The following is an 18574-nucleotide window of genomic DNA, read 5'->3' as shown; positions in this document are numbered from 1 at the left end:
CGTCACTCCCCGAAGTCTTCCTCGATCTCCGGGGCGAGCGCGAACTCGGCCGGGTCGAGACCGATGATCTCCAGCTCGACCTGGCAGGCCGGGCACACGACGATCGACGTCACGCGCGCGTCCGGCGCCGTCGGGACGATCTCCTCGCACTCCGGGCAGGTGCTCGTCGTGGCGGTGGTCATGACGCACTCTCCTTCACGGTCTGGCTGTGGTGAACGGTGTGACTGTGGACGGTCCGGTCGTGCTCGCCGGCCCGGTCGGCCGGGAGAAGGGGACGGCCGCTCAGGACGGCCTCGGCGGCGGCGACCACGCGGTCCGGGCTGACGCCGCCGGCGGTGAGCTGGTCGCGGTGGCCGCCCGGCCGGGAGGCGAACGCGTCGCTCACCCCGACCCGCAGCACCCGCGTCGGCCGGTGCTCGGCGACGGCCTCGGCGACCGCGCCGCCCAGTCCGCCGAGCAGCGAGTGGTCCTCGACGGTCACGATGCCGGCGGTGCGCTCGGCGGCCCGCACCACCGCGGCGACATCGAGGGGTTTGATGGTGTGCATGTTGAGGACGGTCGCCGCGACGCCCCGGGCGGCGAGCCGGTCGGCCGCCTCCAGCGCGAAGAGGACGGGGTGGGAGCCGGCCGCGACGATCGTGACATCGCCCCCGGTGCGCAGCTGAACCGCCTCGCCGACGGTGAAGCCGGCGTCGCCGTCGTAGACCGGGTCGGTCGGGCCGCGCCCGAGCCGGATGTACACCGGACCGGGCAGATACGCCGCCGCCTTGACCATCCGCACCGTCTCGGCGGCGTCCGCGGGCGTCATCACCGTCATGTGGGGCAGCGTCCGCATCGCCGCGAGATCCTGCTGGGCGTGGTGGGTCGGCCCCAACTGGCCCGCGGACAGGCCGGAATGGGTGGCGACGATACGCACCGGCAGCCGGTGGTAGGCGATGTCGATCTTGACTTGTTCCAGCGCCCGGGCCGACGCGAACGCGGCCATCGTGTTGACGAAGGGCAGGATGCCGGTACTGGCCAGGGCCGCGCCGACGGACATCAGGTTGGCCTCGGCGATCCCGAGGTCCACGTACTGTTCCGGCAGGACGGCCTCGAACTGCTTCTCCAGCCCGCCCATGTCCGAGTCCAGGCACCAGATCCGCGGGTCGGCCTGCGCCAGTTCGACCAGCGTGGCGCGGTAGGCGGCCCGGTCGGAGCCGTCCTGCCGGTCGCCCGCGGCCGGCCGCGGCGGGCTCCCCACGCTCGGCGCGCCGCTCATGCCGAGGCCCGCAGGGCGGCCAGCGCCCGCTCGTAGGCCGCCTCGCCGAGCTTGGCGAAGTGGCTCTGCTTGCGGTGCTCCAGATGGCGCACGCCGCGTCCCTTGACGGTCTCGGCGATCAGCACGGTCGGACGCCCCGAAGCCGGCGCGGCCCGCAGGGCCGGGACCAGTTCGTCGAAGTCGTGCCCGTCGACCTCGGCCACCTCCCAGCCGAACGCCCGCCACTTGTCGGCCAGCGGCTCCAGCCCCATCCGGCCCTCGGTCGGACCGCTGATCTGGAGGCGGTTGCGGTCCACCACCGCGGTGAGGTTGTCCAGCTTCAGGTGCGCGGCCGCCATGGCCGCCTCCCACACCGAACCCTCCTGCAGCTCGCCGTCGCCCATCAGCGTGAACACCCGGTTGGGCCGACCGGCCCGGCGGGCGGCCAGGGCCAGCCCGGTGGCCAGCGACAGCCCGTGGCCCAGCGACCCGGTCGCGAACTCCACACCCGGCACCGCCGGGGTGGGGTGCGCCATCAGCCGCCCGGCGGGGGACCCGTAGGTGTCCAGCTCCGGCACGGGCAGGAAGCCCCGCTCGGCGAGCGTCGCGTACAGCGCCGCGCCGGCGTGCCCCTTGCTCAGCACGAAGTGGTCGCGCCCGGCCCAGTCCGGCTCCTGCGGGCGCACCCGCAGGACCGCGAAGTAGAGGGCCACGAGGATGTCGGCCGCCGACAGGGAGCCGCCCACATGCGCGCCGTTCGCCCCGGCCCCGATCCTGAGCACATGCTCCCGGACCGCGAGCGCCCGGCCGCGCAGTTCGTCCCCGAGCGCGTCCTCGCCCGTTACGGGCTCGGCGGTCTGGACGCTCACGCCGGTACACCGGCCTTCTGCTCGTAGCCCTTGACGGCGGCCCACGGCGGCGCGTAGTCGAGGGCGCGGGCGAAGCGGGCGATGACGTCGAGGTTCTCCCAGACCCGCTCGAAGGCGGCCGCGTACTCGTCGAGCGCGGGGCCGGCGTCGGGGTTCAGGTGCATGCGCCGCAGGCACAGGGAGTCCTCGATGACCTGGCAGGTCACCGGGTAGTCGGCCAGGTCGTAGCGCTGCGGGTTGGTCCCCGGCAGCGACCACGGGTAGCCGTTGCCGTAGGCGTTCTGCTCCTGGAACACCGGCTGACCGGGCAGCGGGATGATCTGGTAGTGCGTCAGCGGCACGCCCTCGGCGAGCAGCGCCCGGCGCAGCGCCTGGCGGAACCGGCCCGGCGTCACCCCGTCCAGGCCCGCCGCCTGCGGGTCGAAGCGGAAGCGCAGCATGTGCCACATGTGGGTGCGGTCCTCGGGCACCGGCGGGACGACGATGCCCGGCAGCGCCGCCAGCCGCGACAGGAAGATCGGGATGTTCTTGTCGCGGCGGTCCTGGTACTCCCAGAACCGCGCCAGCTGCGACCGCGTGAAGGCGGCCAGCACGGAGCTGAGCTTGAGGTTCGAGCCGCGCGTGGCGGACACGTACAGCCGCTCCTCGGTGCTGAGGTCCTCGCCGAGGATGCGCAGGCTGCGGCAGCGCTCGGCGACGTTCTCGTCGTCCGTGACGATCAGGCCGCCCTCGCCGCAGGTCGGGACGCTCTTCTCCACGTTGAGGCTGAACACCGAGGCGGCGCCCATGGAACCGGCGGTCTCACCGCGGTACTTGCCGCCCTGCGCCTGCACGGCGTCCTCGACCACCAGCAGGTCGTACTTGCGGGCCAGCGCCCGGATCTCGTCCATGTCGGCGGGCAGACCGCCGAGGTGCACCGGGACGATCGCCCGCGTGCGGGAGGTGATCTTCGCCTCGATCTGGGTCACGTCGATGTTGAACGTGACCGGGTCGATGTCCACGAACACCGGGATCGCCAGCTGGTACAGCGGCGCCATCGCGGTGGCCACATAGCTGAGGGCCGGGACGATCACCTCGTCGCCGGGCTGGAGGCCGAGGGCGGTCAGCGCCAGCTCCAGCGCCACCGTGCCGCTGTTGACGGCCACCGCGTAACGGGTGTCGCAGAACTCGGCCCACTCCCGCTCCAGGCCGCTGATCTCCTGCTCGTTCTTCGCGCCCACCGTGAACTTGCGGCTGTCCAGGGCCCGCAGCACGGCGTCCTTGTCCGCCTGCGTCACCACCGGCCACTCCAGCCGCCGATGCTCCGGACGAACCACGGGCTTGCTGCCGAACATCGCCAGCTGCGCCTTCATGTCTCTCCCCTTGTGAGCGGACCAGGTCTCGCCCGGTCCGTGTCGCCGGAAATGCATGAACCCGAATCAGTGCGGAGCCGCCCACGTCGCCGTGGGGCCGACCCCGCCGTGGACGCTACGGCGGGCTGCTCTTGCCGTGTTCTCACGGCGCTATCCGCCCGGTCACTTCCCCCGGTGAGGGCCGGTGCGCGGGCCCGCGGCCGGCCGTCGCGGACCGCGGCGGAAGCGACCGGACCGGCTCCGGCGCCGTCGCGGAGCGGACCCCGCCGGCCCGTCGAGCGCACCCCGCCCGGTCCGCCGAGCGGACCCCGCCCGGCCCGTCGAGCGGGCCCCGCCCGGCCGGCGGACCGGCCCCGTGCGCCGTGATACCGCCGTGAGAGCGACGTGAGAGAAACCGTGCCTACCGTGTCCCCCGTCTGGACCGATGGCCCAAGCAGGAGGTGTGCGCGGGGTGGACACCACAGGAACCGGCCGGAGCACGGTGACGGCGGCCGACTGGCGGCTGTCCGACGAGGTGCCGGAGCGGGTGGCCGCCAGCTGCCTGTACGACTCCGCGGGCTGGTTGCGCGCCTGGGAGGACATAGGCATCGAGAAGCGCTCCAGACACGCGTACGTGCACACCGACCCGGAGCACCCCGACGGGGCCTCCGTCCTCCCGCTCTACGCCGTGCACGAGTGCCCGTTCTGGGACGGCTACGAGCGGCAGGTCGACCTGGTGGGCCGGTTCGGCAACCCGGTGATCTTCGCCGGCTCCCCGTACTCCATGTACGGCAAGCGCGGACACGTGCCCGCCGCGCTGGTCCGGGGCGCCCACGCCACCGCCATGGAGTGGATCGCCTCGGGCCCCGCCGAACTGCTCGTCGTGCCCAACCTCACCGAGGAGGGCGTCGCCGACTGGCTGGAGACCGCCGGGCCGCCGGTCGGCCGCATCCTGCTGGAGCGCACCTACAGCTGCGACCTCGACCTCGACGCCGGCTTCGACCAGCACATGTTCCGGGTCACCAACAAGATCCGGCGGGACGTGCAGCGACGGCTGCGCCGGGCCGACGAGCGCGGCCTGACGATCCGCATGGTCGAGGGGCCCGAGGCGCACGCGCTGGTGCCCGCCGCGTACCCGCTGACCGTCGACACCAGCGACAAGAACGACTGGCCCGCGCTGTTCGACGAGGACGCGCTGCACGGCATGCTGCGGGTGCCCGGCGCGATGATGGTCGCCGCCGAGGTGGACGGCCGGCTCGTCGGGGCCTTCTTCGCCTTCCGGCGCGGGTCGGAGGTGACCTTCATGTGCGGCGGCGTGGCCTACGCCACGCTGCACGACCTGAGCACCTACGTGGCGCTCATGTACCGCAGCACCGAGTGGGCCTACGAGCAGGGCATGCGGCGCCTGGAGTGGGGGCGCGACAACTACCGCTTCAAGGAGCGGCACGCCCTGACCGGGACCGACCTGTGGGCCCTGGTCTACGCCCCCGAGCCCCGCCCGGACCTCGAACCGGCGCTGGCCCACATGGACCGGGTGCTGTCCGCGTACATCAGAGGAGACTGACATGAAACCCGGACGGCGCCGGATCGCGCTGCTCCTGGCAGCCGTCATCAGCGTCAACGCGTCGTACACGGTGATGATCCCGTTCGTGCCGGACCTGGAGGACCGGGCGGGGGCCGGGCCGGTCGTCGTCGCGCTGACCTTCGCCCTGTTCGCGGGCGCCAAGGCGCTGGCGCAGCCGGTCGGCGGCTGGTGGGTCGACCGGTGGCGCGCGGACCGCGTCGCGATGCTGTCCATGCTCACCGCCGCGGCCGGCATCGCCCTCACCGCGCTGGCCCGGGACAGCGCCACCCTGCTGACCGCCCGGGTGGTCTGGGGGATCGGCGAGGGACTGGTCTCCCCGGCCCTCTACGCCGGGATGACCGCGCTGTGCCGGCAGCACGAGATCCCCACCAGCCGGATGATGGGCAACTTCGGGTCGGCCGCGGTGGCCGGATTCCTCCTCGGACCGCTGATCGCCGGAGCGGCCGTGCCCGTCGGCCTGACGGGGCTGTTCCTCGCGGGCGCCGTGATCACCGCGGCCACGGCGGTCGGGCTCGTCCTGGCCATCCCCGGGCAGCAGGCCCCGCAGCCCGAGGAGGAGACGGAACCCGCGCCCGCGGCGGACGCGCCCGCGGCCGGGCCCGCGCCGACCCGGTGGTGGGTGTGGGCCCTCCTGCTCGGCGGGCTCGACATGTTCACCTTCCTCGTCTACTCCGCGCTCGAACCCCTCCTGCCGGAATACCTGAGCAGTGGGGCCGACTCCTCGGCCCGCACGGTGATCTCGGCCGTCTTCGTCGCCGGACTGGCCGTCTCGGGCCTGGCGATGTGGCTGCTGGGCCGGTTCACCCTGCCGCTGCGCACGCTCGCGGCGACCGGACTGGGCTTCACGGCCGTCGGCCTGTGCGCCATGGCCGCCACCGCCCACTTCGTGGCCGTCGGCCTGAGCTTCATGGTCTACATGTTCGGCTACGCGACGCTCTTCCTCACCGCCCGGCGCGGGATCGTCGAACTGAAGGCGGCCACGTCCGACGACGGCAAGGCGTTCGGCCTGTTCGGCCTGGTCTCCGACCTCGGCAACGTCCTCGGCCCGCTGCTCGGCGTCGCCCTCTACGCGGTGAACCACCGCCTGCCGTTCCTGCTTCTGGGCGCCGTGAGCGGCCTGGTCCTGCTGGCCCTCGCCGCCGTGGCCCGCCGCCGCACCGGACTGCCCGGCGCCGCCGCCAAGTCCGGCCCGGTGGCGGGGGCGAAGGCGCGCGGCGCCGACGCCCCGGCGGCGGTACCGGCCACCACCGCGGCGGAACCGGACGGGCGTTGACGGCCGGTGGGTGAACTCCCGCACGCGTGACCCCTATTCCGGCTTTTCCCCTCGGAACGGACAATGAGGGGAAGGCTCTTCGGACCGAAGGAGACGGAATGGGGAAACGAGCGGCGAGTCTCGCACTCGTCGGCGCGGCCCTGGCGGCGACGACGCTCGGCGCCTCCGCCGACGCGCAGGCGCAGGCGCAGGCCGGGCTCCTGTGCCCGGGCAACGCGATCTGCCTGTGGCGCGGCCAGTACCACACGGGCGCCCGCTATGTGTGGACGGGCGGCTACCACGACCTGCCGGCCGGCTTCACCGACCACGTCGGCTCCTTCCGGGCCAACCGGACCGGCGCCTTCATCGACTGGGCCACCGGCAAGGTCTGCCACCCGGTGCGCAAGGGCGACTACGGCGACTTCTACCTGCGCGGATTCGGCGGGAAGATGGACGCCGTCGGCAACACCTGCTGAGAACCCGCGGACCGCGCCCCGTCCACCGCGCCCCGCCGGCCCACTGGCCCGGCGGGGCGCGGTGCTGTCGGCGACGCGGGAGAGCCCGCGACGGGCGGCCGAGGGCTGCCACCGGGCCTTCGGACCAGGTGAATTAGGGTGGCTCGTGACCGGGCAGGCGGTCCGTGCGTGTGGCGAGACGGCGCGCACGCCCGCGACCGCGCTGTCGGTCGGGACCAGGGGACGGCCCTGGCACCGCCGTTGCCCCGACACGCTGCTCTCGCCGCTGGAGATGTGATGCAGTCCTACGCCCGCACCCGACAGACCCGGCTGCCCGGCCTGGGGACGAAGTACGAGCTGGACACCGAGGCCGGACGCCGGCTGTCGATCGTCGTCCGCACGGACGGACAGCGCGTCCTCGCCCTGCACGACCCGGAGGACGAGGACAACTGCAGCGACGCCGCCGCGCTGACCACCACCGAGGCGGCCACGCTCGCGAAACTGCTGACGCCCGACCCCGTCCGATTGCGCCATCAGCTCGAACTCGACCTGGTCACCGAGCACATCGAGGTCACCAAACGCTCGCCGTACGCCGGCCGCACCCTGGGCGCCACCCAGGCGCGCACCCGGACCGGGGCGTCGATCGTGGCCGTGCTCCGCCGCACCGACGCCGTTCCCTCGCCCACGCCCGACTTCCGCTTCGCCGCCGGTGACGTGCTCGTCGTCGTCGGCACCCGCGAAGGCGTCGACGGCGTCGCCGAACTGATCACTGGGGGGTAGACCGTCCATGCACGACATGACCGCCTTGCTCATAGAACTGGGCGCCATCATCCTCGGCCTGGGCCTGCTGGGCCGTCTGGCCGGCCGCGTCGGGTTCTCGCCCATCCCGCTCTATCTCCTGGCCGGCCTCGCCTTCGGTCAGGGCGGCGTCATCCCGCTGCGCGCCAGCGAGTCGTTCGTCGCCACCGGCGCCGAGATCGGCGTCATCCTGCTGCTGCTCCTGCTCGGCCTGGAGTACAGCGCCTCCGAACTCGTCACCAGCCTGAAGACGCAGTACCCGTCCGGCGCCGTGGACTTCGCCCTCAACGCCGTACCCGGGGCGGTCGCCGCCCTGCTGCTCGGCTGGGGCCCGATCGCCGCCGTCGCCCTCGCCGGAGTCACCTGGATCTCCTCCTCCGGCGTCATCGCCAAGGTCCTGGGCGACCTGGGACGCCTCGGCAACCGCGAGACCCCCGTCCTGCTCGGGGTGCTGGTCATGGAAGACCTCGCCATGGCCGTCTACCTGCCGATCCTCACCGCCCTGCTGGCCGGGTTCAGCCTCGCCGGCAGCAGCCTCACCCTCCTCATCTCCCTCGGCACGGTCGCCGCCGTCCTCTTCGTCGCCCTGCGCTACGGCCACCACATCAGCCGCGCGGTCTCCTCCGACAACGCCGAACTGCTGCTCCTCGTCGTCCTCGGCCTGACCCTCCTGGTCGCCGGCGTCGCCCAGCAGCTCCAGGTCTCCGCCGCCGTCGGCGCCTTCCTCGTGGGCATCGCCCTGTCCGGCGAGGTCGCCGAGGGCGCCAGCAGCCTGCTCACCCCGCTGCGGGACCTGTTCGCCGCCGTCTTCTTCGTGTTCTTCGGCCTCTCGACCAACCCCGCGGACATGCCGCCCGTCCTGCTGCCCGCCTTCCTCCTCGCCCTGGTCACGGCCGGCACCAAGATCGCCACGGGCTGGTACGCGGCGCGGCGGGCCGGCATCAGACGGGCCGGCCGCTGGCGGGCGGGCGGCGCGCTCGTCGCCCGCGGCGAGTTCTCCATCGTCATCGCCGGGCTCGCCGTCGGCACCGAGCCCCGCATCGGCCCCCTGGCCACCGCCTACGTCCTCATCCTCGTCGTCATGGGCCCGCTCACCGCCCGCTGGACCGAGCCCCTCGTCCGCCGCCTGACCCGCCCCGCGCCCAAGGCGGAGCAGCAGGAGAGCGTGCGGCCGGCGGAGGCGGAAGGCGTGTCCGCGTCCCAGTGACGGCGTCAGTACACGTCGCGGACGTAGCGCCGGTCCGCGGACAGGCGCCGTACGCAGGCGGCGGCCGCCTCGGGGTCCATGCCGCCGTGGGTGGCGGCGATGTCCCGCAGCGCCCGGTCCACGTCCTTGGCCATGCGCCCGGCGTCGCCGCAGACGTAGAAGTGGGCGCCGTCCTGGAGCCACTCCCACAGCCGGGCCCCGTGCTCGCGCATCCGGTCCTGGACGTAGACCTTGTTGCGCTGGTCGCGGGAGAAGGCCAGGTCGAGACGGTCGAGGTGGCCGCAGGCGCGGTACGCCTCCAGCTCCTCGCGGTGGTAGAAGTCGGTGGCCCGGCGCTGCTCGCCGAAGAAGAGCCAGTTGGGGCCGGTGTGACCGCGGGCCAGCCGGTCCTCCAGGAAGCCGATGAACGGCGCCACACCCGTCCCCGGCCCCACCATGATCATGGGCGTGGCGGGGTCGGCCGGCGGCCGGAAGTGCGGTGAGCGCTGCACGAACACCTGCACGGGACCGTCGTCCGCGCAGTCGGCGAGATAGGTCGAGCAGACGCCCTTGCGGTCCCGGCCGAGCCGGCCCGCGTAGCGGACGACGGAGACGGTGAGCCGGACCTCGCCGGGCCGCGCGAGGGGGCTGGAGGAGATGGAGTACAGCCGGGGCTGGAGGCGCTTGAGGACGCCCGCCCACTCCGCGGCCGAGGCGCGGACGGGGAACTCGGCGACCACGTCGGCGGCCTGCCGGCCCCAGCTCCACTGCGCGAGCGCGTCCTTGTTGTCCGGGCGCAGCAGCCGTTTCAGGCCGTGGTCGCCGGTGCGCTCGGTCACGAACCTGAGCAGGTCCGTGGTGACGCGGGAGATGTCCAGCCGGGTGCGCAGCGCCTCCTCCAGGGGCAGCGGCGGGCCGTCGGCGAGGTCGACCGGTTCGTCGGGGTCGAGTCCGGTCAGGGCGAGCCATTCGGCGACCAGCCCGTTGCCGTTGACCGGCCAGACGCCGAGGGCGTCACCGGCCTCGTAGGCGAGTTCGCCGTCGCGGGTGTCGAAGGTGAACTGCCGTACCTCCTTCTGCGAACCGGGCAGGCTGAGCAGCCTGTTGCCGATGAGCAGGGTGGGGAAGGGGGACGCCTTGGTGTAGACGGGCGGTGCGGGGGCGGTGGCGGGGGAGGCCGGTACGGCGGCGGTGCGGGCGGGTGCGGCCGGGTCGTCCGTCTCCCGGCCGGCGGGCGGCTCCCCGGCGGCCGTCGTCAGGGCGGCGGTCACCTGGTCGAGCCACCGTCCGGCCGTCTCCTCGTAGTCGGGCTCGCAGTCGGCGCGGGGCACGAGGCGGGTGGCGCCGAGGGCGGCGAGGCGTTCGTCGAGCCGGCGGCCGTGGCCGCAGAAGTCGGCGTAGCCGGAGTCGCCGAAGGCGAGGACCGCGTACCGGACCCCGGCGAGCCGCGGGGCGTCCGGGGCGGCCAGGGCCTGCCAGAATCCGGCGCCGCTGTCGGGGGCGTCGCCGTCGCCGAAGGTACTGGTGACCAGGAGCACGTCGGTGCCGGCGGTGAGGCGGTCCGGGGTCGCGTCGGCCATCGACAGCACCTCGGGGGTACGGCCGGTCCGGCCGAGGTGTGCGGCGGCGCCGATGGCGAACTCCTCGGCGGTGCCGGTCTGGGAGGCCCACAGGACGAGCAGAGGGCGGGCGGGTGCGGCCTTCGGCAAAGTGGTCCGCGCTTCCGTCCGTGTTCCCGCGGGCACGGCGGCGGGCGTGCGCGCGAACATGCCGGCGAGGACCCCCTCGACCCACAGGGCGCGGCCGTGCTCGATGGGCGCGTCCGGCGGCAGGACCGGGACGCTTCCGTCGGGCGGGGTCAGGGCGAGGCCGGAGAGGTAGCCGGCGAGGTAGCGGCGTTCCGGCTCGGCGAGCGGGGCGGGGGCGAGGTCGGTCACGCCGAACAGGGCGGCGAGGGCCCGCACGGGGGAGCCGTCGGGAGCGGTGGCCGTCTCGGCGGCCGGTGCGGGCGCGGAGTCAGGGGGCACGGGCGCGGTCTCCGGCTGGGGGGTCGGGCGGGACGCCGGGGCGGGGGCGGCCGCTTTGGTGAGGGCGACGGCGCACACCTTGAACTCGGGCTGGAAGGAGACCGGGTCGACGGCGTCGTGGGTGACGGCGTTGATGCTGAGGTATTCCCCGAACAGGTCGTTCCAGTGGAACGGGGCGAAGCAGACGCCGGGCCGGACCCGCTCGGTGATCACGGCGGGCAGGACGGCGCGCCCGCGCCGGGAGGCGACCTCCAGGTGGTCGCCCTCCGCGACCCCGAGGGCCTGGGCGTCCTCCGGGTGGACCTCCACGAAGGGGCCCGGGTCGAGCCGGTTCAGCTTGGCGACCTTGCCGGTCTTGGTCAGCGTGTGCCACTGGTGCGGGAGCCGGCCGGTGCTGAGGACGAACGGGTAGTCGTCGTCGGGGAGTTCGGCGGGCGGCAGATGCGGGCGGGCGTAGAACCGGGCGCGTCCGCTCGGGGTGGGGAAGGCCAGCCGGGGGCGGCTGCCGTCCTCGCGCACCAGCAGGGTCTGGCTGACGCCGTCGTTGAGGTAGCGGATCGGGTTGCGGTCCGGGCCGTCGGCGGCCGGTGCGGGCCACTGCACGGGCGTGGTCCGCAGCCGCGCGTAGTCGACGCCGCGCAGGTCCCAGCCGGTCGCCGGGTTCCACGCCTGCTTCAGCTCCTCGAACACCTCCTCGGCACACGTGTAGGAGAAACCGTCGGCGAAGCCCATGGCGCAGGCCACCTCGGCGATCAGCTTCCAGTCGGGCAGGGCTTGTCCGGGCGGATCGGCGACGCCCGGGACGAGGGTGAGGTTGCGCTCGGAGTTGACCATGACGCCGTCGGACTCCGCCCACAGCGTCGCGGGCAGCACCACGTCCGCGTAGGCGTTGGTCTCCGTCTCGGCGAACACGTCCTGGGTGACGACGAGTTCGGCCGCCTCCAGACCGGCGATGACGGTCCGGCGGTTGGCCACCGAGGCGACCGGATTGGTGCAGATGATCCAGCACGCCTTGATGTCGCCGGCGGCCATCCGCTCGAACATCTCGACGGTGCCCCGTCCGGCCCCGGTGCGCAGCGAACCCTGCGGGATGCCCCACAGATCCTCGACGAAGGCGCGCTCGGCGTCCACCAGCACGGAGCGCTGGCCGGGCAGGCCCGGACCCATGTAGCCCATCTCCCGGCCGCCCATCGCGTTGGGCTGGCCGGTCAGCGAGAACGGGCCGGCGCCGGGGCGGCAGATGGCGCCGGTGGCCAGGTGCAGATCGATGAGGGCGTTGGTGTTCCAGGTGCCGTGGGTGGACTGGTTCAGGCCCATGGTCCAGCAGCTCATCCACGCGCCGGCCTCGCCGATCCACCGCGCGGCCCGCCGGAGGTCGGCCTCCGGGACGCCGGTGATCTCCGCGACCTTCGCGGGCGGGTAGTCCGCGAGGAAGGCGGGCATCTCCTCCCAGCCCTCGGTGAACTCGGCGATGAACTCCTCGTCGGTGTGGCCGTTCTCCACCAGCAGGTGCAGCAGCCCGTTGAGCAGGGCGAGGTCGGTGCCGGGCCGGACCGGCAGGAAGAGGTCGGCCTTGTCGGCGGTGGCGGTGCGCCGCGGGTCGACGACGATCAGTCTGGCGCCCGCCGACTTCACCCGGTCCATCATGCGCAGGAACAGGATGGGGTGGCAGTCGGCCATGTTGGAGCCGATGACGAGGAACACGTCCGCGTGGTCGAAGTCCTGGTAGGAGCCGGGCGGCCCGTCCGCGCCGAGCGACAGTTTGTAGCCCGAGCCCGCCGACGCCATGCACAGCCGGGAGTTGGACTCGATCTGCCGGGTCCGCACGAAGCCCTTGGCCAGCTTGTTCGCCAGGTACTGGGCCTCCAGGGACATCTGCCCGGACACGTAGAAGGCCAGCGCGTCCGGCCCGTGCTCGTCCAGGATCGCCCGCAGCCGGGCGGCGACGGTCGCGACGGCCTCGGCCACGTCGGCCGGCGTGGGCTGGGCGCCGCGCTCGGCGCGGACCAGCGCCCGGTCGAGGCGTCCGGGCGCGGCCATCATGTCCGCGCTGGTCGCGCCCTTCGTGCACAGCCGGCCGCGGTTGGTGGGATGGGCCTTGTCCCCGACGGCCTTCGCCACCCGGCGCCGGCCGTCGGCCGGGTCCCGCACCACGTCCAGCACGATCCCGCAGCCGACCCCGCAGTACGAGCAGACCGTGCGGACGCTCTCCTTCTCCGAGCCGGCTGTCACCGGACCTCCCTCCGTACGGCTGTGTCGTCCCGGGCCGCCGCCACCGCTCCCGGCCGGGGGCGGCCCCATGACCAGCACCGTAGGAAGACGGCGTTTCCGCGCCGTCACACGCCGGGAACACCCGCCATTACGCCTCACGCACACCTCCGGGCACGGTCCTGTGAGGGCGCGGCGCCCCGCCCCCCGCCGCCACCGCCCGGACCCGGGCCGCTCCTGCCTACCGCATCTGCGGCGCCCAGAGGCCCTTGTGCCTGGCAGATCATGCCCCGAACGGGTTTTTCGACTGGCATCTGCCTGTCCGTGCGGCCCCGGTCCGGGTACGGTCGTGCGGGAGGTGGTGGGCCGTGATCCAGGTGGTGGAGCACGTACCGCAGGAGAGGCCGTACGCCATCGGCGCGGAGCTGGCGGCGGCCGGTCTGCCGGTCCGGGTCTGCCGGGTCTGGGCGGGCGACGCGGTGCCGCGGACGACGGACGGCATGGTGGCGCTGGTGGTGATGGGCGGCCCGATGTCCGCCTACGCGGAGCCGCCCGCCCGAGGAGAGCCGTCCGCCCCGGGGGAGCCGCCCGCCCACGGCCTGTCACCCGGCCCTGGCCACTTCCCGAGCCGTGCCGACGAACTGGCTCTGCTGCGGGCCGCGTTGGAGGCCGAGGTGCCGGTGCTGGGCGTGTGTCTGGGCGCGCAGCTGCTGGCGGTCGCGGCGGGCGGCGTCGCCCGGCCCGGCAGCGGCCCCCAGATCGGCTGGGGCGAGGTCGCGATGACCGAGGCCGCCCGTGACGACCCGCTGTTCGCCGCCGTACCCGACCGGCTGCGGGTGCTGCACTGGCACGGTGACACGATGGACCTGCCGCCCGGCGCCACGCTGCTCGCCTCCTGCGACCGCTACCCCGTGCAGGCGTTCCGGATCGGCGGCTCGGCCTGGGGCGTCCAGTTCCATCTGGAGGTGGACGGGACGGCGGTCGAGGCGTTCGCCGGGGCCTTTCCGGAGGAGGCGGCCACCGCGCCCGGCCTGCTGGAGTCGGCGCCCGCGGAACTGGCCGCGCTCGCCCGCCACCGCGACGACGTGTTCGAACGCTTCGCCGCCTTCGTCGCCGGCCGGGCCGAGCGGACGGCGACGAGGGCCTTCTTCACCCGGCGGGCGGCCGCCTGGGAGGAGCGGTTCGCCGACGACAACCCCCGGTACGCGGCGGCGGTCCGGCGGATGGGGCTGCGCCCCGGGCAGCGCGTCCTCGACCTCGGCTGCGGCACCGGCCGGGCGCTGCCCGCGCTGCGCGCCGAGGTCGGCGCCGGGGGCGTCGTCGCCGGTGTCGATCTCACCCCCGCCATGCTCACGGCCGCCGTCCGCGAAGGCCGCGACCGGGACGGGGGACTGCTGGCGGCCGACGCCTGCCGGCTGCCGCTGCCCTCCGGCGCGGTGCACGGCGTCTTCAGCGCGGGCCTGCTCGACCACGTCCCGGATCCGGCGGCGGCCCTGCGGGAATGGGCGAGGGTGACCGCGCCCGGCGGCGTCCTGCTCCTGTTCCACCCCTCGGGCCGCGCCGAACGCGCCGCCCGCCACGGCCCCCTCGACCCCGCCGACCCGCTGGCCGAGGAGAACCTGCGTCCCGCGCTGCGGGCGGCGGGCTGGGACCCGCTCCGCTACGAGGACGCCCGCCACCACTTCCTGGCCCGCGCGGTGCGCGCCGGCGGACGGGACTCGGGACGGCGCCCCGACTGAGCGCCGTGCCGGTGGGCGCGCGCGTGCGAGGCCGGTGGGCGCGCGCGTGCGAGGCCGGTGGGCGCGCGCCTGTGAGGACATCCGCCGCGGCGCCGGTCCGCGAAGAGCGTTCCGGCGCCGTCCGAAGAGGCGGTGCGGTCCCCGATCGCCCCCGGGGTCAGGCGAGTTCGGGCTGCGGCTCGGGCTGCGCCGCCGCCGGTACGGCCGCCTGCGGGGCCGTGTCCCACAGCTTCGTGGTCCGCGCGTAGTTGTGCACCACCGAGGCCATCGCCAGGATGAGGAGCGGGCCGTACAGCCAGGGGCGGGCGGCCAGTTCCGTCGGCAGCCAGCGGTACGCCAGCAGCAGCGCCGTGAACACCACCGTGCCGTGGACGACCAGTTGGACGCTGGAGCGGTCCCAGCCCCGCGCGAACGCGCGCATCGCCGCCTCGATGGTGACCGCGAACACCACGCCGGCGACCAGGTCGGCGCCGTAGTGGTAGCCGAAGCCCAGGGTCGCGGTGAGGGTGGCGACCAGCCAGAACGCGCCCGCGAAGCGCATCAGCCGCGAGCCCTGCCGGGTGTGGATGAACAGCGAGGTGGCCCACGCGGTGTGCAGGCTCGGCATGCAGTTGCGCGGGGTGACGCCGTCGAACGGCATGGCGTGCGGGGTGCCGACCGGCGACGGCGTGCCGGGCCACAGGTCGGCCGTCGCCCAGTGCCCGCCGTCGGCGCCGTAGGCGAAGATCGGGCCGACGACCGGGAAGATCATGTAGACGGCCGGCCCGATCAGGCCGATCACCAGGAACGTGCGCACCAGATGGTGCTGCGGGAAGCGCCGCTCGACCGCCACGTTCCGCAGCTGGTACAGCCCGACGATCGCCGCCGCCAGCGGAAGCTGTCCGTAGACCAGGTGCAGGGAGTAGTAGCCGAACGCTCCGGTGGCGTCCACGAACTGCCCGACGAGCCAGGAGGGATTGCCCAGCGCGTGATCGGCGGTCGCCACATACTGGTCGAGCACCATGGGGCGGGTCTTGGACGTGATGACCAGCCAGGTGTCGCCGATCTTGTGGCCGGCCACCAGCAGCAGTCCCAGCCCGACGCCCTTCAGCAGCAGCGCCCGCTCCCGGCCGCCGCGGCGCGTCACCGCGATCGCCGCGCAGCCGAGGATCACCCACAGTGCGCCGTTGCCGAAGATCAGGGGGGCGTCGGCGATCCACCGCACCAGAAGGAAGACGAGGTCGATGCCGACCGCCGCGACCAGCGCGATGGCCCGCTGCCGCCAGGTGAGCACCACCATCGTCAGCGCGAGACCGGCGTACAGCAGCGGTCCCGAACGCGGGGCGAATATCACCTCACGGGCCAGATTGCTGACCGGGCCCGCCATGCCGTAATGGTGGGCGGCGAATTCCAGCGCGACGATGAACCCGAGCGTGGCCAGGCCCGCCACGGTCCACAGCACCGCCTGCGGACGGCGCCGGGCCGCGGGGAGGGCGTCGGCGGAACCGTCTCTTTGCGCTGGTATTCGCGTCGTTATTCGTGTCGGATTGGTTTTCAATTGTTCGGCTCGTTCGCTCGGTATGGGGAGAACAGGTCGATTTTTATGTTGTTTGGCATGGTTTCCCGGTGAAGAGTGGCGATCGGGGAGATCGTCGTGAGTTCGAACATGCTAACGCCACGGTGTGGGCGGGTTTCGCTGGTTACGGACGGTGCCGGGGCGCCGTGGGGGCGGGGCCCGTCCGAAGGAGACGTGGCGCGAGGGAAAATGGTTGCCATATGAAACCAGGAAGCGCGAAGGGTTCTCCATGCCGCACCTCACCATCGACTGTTCCGAACAGCTGGCCGACGCCGTCGACCGGCCGGCCCTGCTGAGGGAACTGCACCGGCTGGTCCTGGCGGACTCCGGCTCGACAGGGGTGTGCAAGACGGTCTTCCGCCGGGCCGAGACGTACGTCGGCGACGGCGCGGGCGGCTTCGTGCACGTGGAGGTCGGCCTCATGCCCGGGCGCTCCGAGGCGCTGAAGGCGCGGCTGTCCGAGCGCATCCTGACCCTGCTCGTCGCCCACCTGCCGGCGGCCGGCGCGGGCGGGACGACCTGCTCGGCCGAGGTACGGGACCTGGCCGGCTCCTACCGTCTGTTCCCCACCGCGCGGCCGCCCCGGACGGCGGCCGCACCCGTCGGTGAGCGGCCGTCGGCGGCCCGGGCCCGCTAGAGGGGCCGCGGACGTCTCCGCGGTGGCCGCGCGGTGGGGGCGGGCCGGCCCGGGCGCGGGCCGGCGGTGAGCGGTGGGTTCGGGCGGTGGGCGGTGGGCGCTCGGGATGCGCGGGCGGCGTCGCTGCGCAAGCGTGGGCCGTGGGCGGCAGGCGCGTCGTACGACGCGGTGCGGCGCCCCGTCGCCGACCGGTGCCTCGGCGTCCTCGCCGAGCTGGGGGGCTTCCCGTTCCGGCGCTCACCTTTCCGGAGCTTTCCATGGTTACGAAGCACAGCTTGTACCGGCCGTCCACCACGACGGAACCGAGGGCGCGTGACGCGTCCCTGACCAGATCGTCGGCGTCCGACTGGGGACTTCTCCTCGTCCGGCTCACCTTCGGAGTGCTGATGGCCGGGCACGGCGCGCAGAAACTGTTCGGCCTCTTCGGGGGCGGCGGACTGACGGAGACCGGCCGGGGGTTCGCGGCCCTGGGTTACCGCCCCGGCAAGCTCTTCGCCGTGATCGGCGGACTGTCGGAGCTGCTGGGCGGCCTCGGCCTGGCGCTCGGGTTCCTCACGCCGCTGGCCGCCGCCGCCCTGATCGGCGTGATGATCAACGCCATGGCGACCGTGACCGGGGCGCACGGTCTGTGGGACGCGGACGGGGGTGTCGAGTACAGCGTCTGCATCACCGTGGTGGCCCTCGCCGTCGCGCTGATCGGCCCCGGCCGGTTCGCCGTCGACCGGTTCTTCCGCTGGGGCTCGGGCGGCTGGCCCGAGGGCGCCCTGGCACTCGGGCTGGGGGGTGTGGGCTCCGCGATCACGCTCAGCCTCTGAACCGCTGGGCCCCGTACCGCCGGGGGCGGGCGCGGCCACGCGTTCAGGCGTGGCCGGACGCCGTCGAGGGGCCGCGTCCGGCAGGATCGGGAGAACCCCGAGAACCCCGAGAGCCGGAGGAACCGAGATGTCCAAGCCGCCGCTGCCGCCCGAGGCCGTGGAACTGCTGCGCCGCCCCAACCCCTGTGTGATGGCCACCCTGCGCTCCGACGGCGCGCCGGTCTCCACGCCCACCTGGTACCTGTGGCAGGACGGCCGGGTCCTGATCAGCCTGGACGAGGGCCGCGTCCGCCTGCGCCATCTGCGCCGCGACCCGCGGGTGAGCCTCACCGTCCTGGCCGGGGACGACTGGTACACCCACGTCACCCTCATCGGCCGTGCCGCCGAGCTGCGCGAGGACGAGGGCCTGGCCGACATCGACCGGATCTCCGCCCACTACACCGGCAACCCCTACCCCGACCGCGTCCGGGCCCGGGTCAGCGCCTGGATCGAGGTCGAGCGCTGGCACGGCTGGGGCGCGCTGAAGGACAGCGACCAGGCCTCCACCTGAGCGCCCGGCCGGGTACGGCGCACGGCACGAGCGGCGGCCGTCCGCCGCCCGGGCGTGCCGCCGCACCCGCCCGCACCCGGCGCGCTCGCCCGCGCCTGCCGTGTGAGCCCGCACCCGGCGCGTTCGCCCGCACCCGCCCGCGCCCGCCGTGTCAGCCCGCGCCTGCCGTGCCAGCCCGCACCCGGCGCGTTCGCCCGCACCCGCCCGCACCCGCCGTGTCAGCCCGCACCCGCCCTTTCGGCCCCGGCCCGCCGCGTCAGCCCGCGGCCGGCCGGAAGCGGCGACGGTACTCCGTCGGTGTCGTGCCGAGCCTGCGGCCTGCGGCCGACG

15 protein-coding genes are annotated in these 18574 nt (G+C 74.0%); 9 read left to right on the top strand and 6 right to left on the bottom strand.

Annotated elements, in window-relative coordinates:
- Nucleotides 1–2: 2 nt before the first annotated feature.
- From K7787_RS27890 to K7787_RS27875, 4 genes are read right to left on the bottom strand one after another with little or no spacing between them, the layout of a single operon-like run.
- A complete protein-coding gene (locus tag K7787_RS27890) occupies nucleotides 3–182 on the bottom strand; it encodes a hypothetical protein (RefSeq protein ID WP_019983408.1) in 180 nt (59 codons plus the stop codon).
- The gene (locus K7787_RS27885; RefSeq protein ID WP_203620435.1) at nucleotides 179–1258 is read right to left on the bottom strand and encodes a transketolase family protein; all 1080 of its coding nucleotides are present in this window, start codon (nucleotides 1256–1258) and stop codon (nucleotides 179–181) included. The genes K7787_RS27890 and K7787_RS27885 overlap by 4 nt, the downstream gene beginning before the upstream one ends.
- Nucleotides 1255–2106 (bottom strand): transketolase, encoded by an 852-nt coding sequence (locus tag K7787_RS27880; RefSeq protein WP_019983410.1) that lies wholly within the window; start codon nucleotides 2104–2106, stop codon nucleotides 1255–1257. The genes K7787_RS27885 and K7787_RS27880 overlap by 4 nt, the downstream gene beginning before the upstream one ends.
- Nucleotides 2103–3458 carry a DegT/DnrJ/EryC1/StrS family aminotransferase gene (locus tag K7787_RS27875; RefSeq protein ID WP_223003352.1) on the bottom strand — a complete coding sequence of 452 codons (1356 nt, stop codon included), beginning with the start codon at nucleotides 3456–3458 and terminating at the stop codon, nucleotides 2103–2105. Before K7787_RS27875 ends, K7787_RS27880 begins: the two co-directional genes overlap by 4 nt.
- 451 nt (nucleotides 3459–3909) lie before the next feature.
- Between K7787_RS27875 and K7787_RS27870 the strand changes: the two genes are divergently transcribed.
- The 5 genes from K7787_RS27870 to K7787_RS27850 all read left to right on the top strand — a co-directional run bounded on the left by K7787_RS27870 (nucleotide 3910) and on the right by K7787_RS27850 (nucleotide 8734).
- Nucleotides 3910–5001, top strand: coding sequence for a GNAT family N-acetyltransferase (locus tag K7787_RS27870; protein WP_223003351.1), 1092 nt, complete (start codon nucleotides 3910–3912; stop codon nucleotides 4999–5001).
- 1 nt (nucleotide 5002) lies between these two features.
- On the top strand, nucleotides 5003–6295 hold the full coding sequence (locus K7787_RS27865) for an MFS transporter (RefSeq protein WP_223003350.1): 1293 nt from the start codon (nucleotides 5003–5005) through the stop codon (nucleotides 6293–6295).
- 98 nt (nucleotides 6296–6393) lie between these two features.
- The gene (locus tag K7787_RS27860) at nucleotides 6394–6750 is read left to right on the top strand and encodes a hypothetical protein (protein WP_223003349.1); all 357 of its coding nucleotides are present in this window, start codon (nucleotides 6394–6396) and stop codon (nucleotides 6748–6750) included.
- A 276-nt stretch (nucleotides 6751–7026) separates the two neighbouring features.
- Entirely contained in the window at nucleotides 7027–7509 is a 483-nt protein-coding gene (locus K7787_RS27855; RefSeq protein WP_164393495.1) for a cation:proton antiporter regulatory subunit, read from the top strand.
- 7 nt (nucleotides 7510–7516) lie between these two features.
- A complete protein-coding gene (locus K7787_RS27850; RefSeq protein ID WP_019983416.1) occupies nucleotides 7517–8734 on the top strand; it encodes a cation:proton antiporter in 1218 nt (405 codons plus the stop codon).
- Between the two features lie 5 nt (nucleotides 8735–8739).
- Here K7787_RS27850 and K7787_RS27845 read toward each other — a convergent pair whose 3' ends face one another.
- On the bottom strand, nucleotides 8740–12972 hold the full coding sequence (locus K7787_RS27845) for a bifunctional nitrate reductase/sulfite reductase flavoprotein subunit alpha (RefSeq protein ID WP_223003348.1): 4233 nt from the start codon (nucleotides 12970–12972) through the stop codon (nucleotides 8740–8742).
- Nucleotides 12973–13316: 344 nt separating this feature from the next.
- On the opposite strand from K7787_RS27845, the gene K7787_RS27840 reads away from it, so the two are divergent.
- Nucleotides 13317–14687, top strand: a complete 1371-nt coding sequence (locus tag K7787_RS27840) for a methyltransferase domain-containing protein (RefSeq protein ID WP_223003347.1) — start codon at nucleotides 13317–13319, stop codon at nucleotides 14685–14687.
- Between the two features lie 157 nt (nucleotides 14688–14844).
- On the opposite strand, the gene K7787_RS27835 is transcribed toward K7787_RS27840, so the two are convergent.
- On the bottom strand, nucleotides 14845–16128 hold the full coding sequence (locus tag K7787_RS27835) for a phosphatase PAP2 family protein (RefSeq protein WP_223003346.1): 1284 nt from the start codon (nucleotides 16126–16128) through the stop codon (nucleotides 14845–14847).
- Nucleotides 16129–16471: 343 nt separating this feature from the next.
- On the opposite strand from K7787_RS27835, the gene K7787_RS27830 reads away from it, so the two are divergent.
- The 3 genes from K7787_RS27830 to K7787_RS27820 all read left to right on the top strand — a co-directional run bounded on the left by K7787_RS27830 (nucleotide 16472) and on the right by K7787_RS27820 (nucleotide 18244).
- Entirely contained in the window at nucleotides 16472–16879 is a 408-nt protein-coding gene (locus tag K7787_RS27830; protein ID WP_223003345.1) for a 5-carboxymethyl-2-hydroxymuconate Delta-isomerase, read from the top strand.
- A gap of 257 nt (nucleotides 16880–17136) precedes the next feature.
- Entirely contained in the window at nucleotides 17137–17694 is a 558-nt protein-coding gene (locus K7787_RS27825; RefSeq protein WP_223003344.1) for a DoxX family protein, read from the top strand.
- 127 nt (nucleotides 17695–17821) lie between these two features.
- A complete protein-coding gene (locus tag K7787_RS27820; protein WP_164390670.1) occupies nucleotides 17822–18244 on the top strand; it encodes a PPOX class F420-dependent oxidoreductase in 423 nt (140 codons plus the stop codon).
- Nucleotides 18245–18574: the final 330 nt, after the last annotated feature.

Source organism: Streptomyces sennicomposti, from assembly GCF_019890635.1.
Taxonomy (GTDB): Bacteria; Actinomycetota; Actinomycetes; order Streptomycetales; family Streptomycetaceae; genus Streptomyces; species Streptomyces sennicomposti.
The sequence above is the reverse complement of the archived record's forward strand: the minus strand, read 5'-3'. Positions and strand labels throughout refer to the sequence as shown.

What these genes read in the sequence shown, in the direction of transcription:
- K7787_RS27890 (WP_019983408.1), bottom strand. Translation starts at nt 182, where the DNA reads ATGACCACCGCCACGACGAGCACCTGCCCGGAGTGCGAGGAGATCGTC.
- K7787_RS27885 (WP_203620435.1), bottom strand. Translation starts at nt 1,258, where the DNA reads ATGAGCGGCGCGCCGAGCGTGGGGAGCCCGCCGCGGCCGGCCGCGGGC.
- K7787_RS27875 (WP_223003352.1), bottom strand. Translation starts at nt 3,458, where the DNA reads ATGAAGGCGCAGCTGGCGATGTTCGGCAGCAAGCCCGTGGTTCGTCCG.
- K7787_RS27865 (WP_223003350.1), top strand. Translation starts at nt 5,003, where the DNA reads ATGAAACCCGGACGGCGCCGGATCGCGCTGCTCCTGGCAGCCGTCATC.
- K7787_RS27860 (WP_223003349.1), top strand. Translation starts at nt 6,394, where the DNA reads ATGGGGAAACGAGCGGCGAGTCTCGCACTCGTCGGCGCGGCCCTGGCG.
- K7787_RS27855 (WP_164393495.1), top strand. Translation starts at nt 7,027, where the DNA reads ATGCAGTCCTACGCCCGCACCCGACAGACCCGGCTGCCCGGCCTGGGG.
- K7787_RS27850 (WP_019983416.1), top strand. Translation starts at nt 7,517, where the DNA reads ATGCACGACATGACCGCCTTGCTCATAGAACTGGGCGCCATCATCCTC.
- K7787_RS27830 (WP_223003345.1), top strand. Translation starts at nt 16,472, where the DNA reads ATGCCGCACCTCACCATCGACTGTTCCGAACAGCTGGCCGACGCCGTC.
- K7787_RS27825 (WP_223003344.1), top strand. Translation starts at nt 17,137, where the DNA reads ATGGTTACGAAGCACAGCTTGTACCGGCCGTCCACCACGACGGAACCG.
- K7787_RS27820 (WP_164390670.1), top strand. Translation starts at nt 17,822, where the DNA reads ATGTCCAAGCCGCCGCTGCCGCCCGAGGCCGTGGAACTGCTGCGCCGC.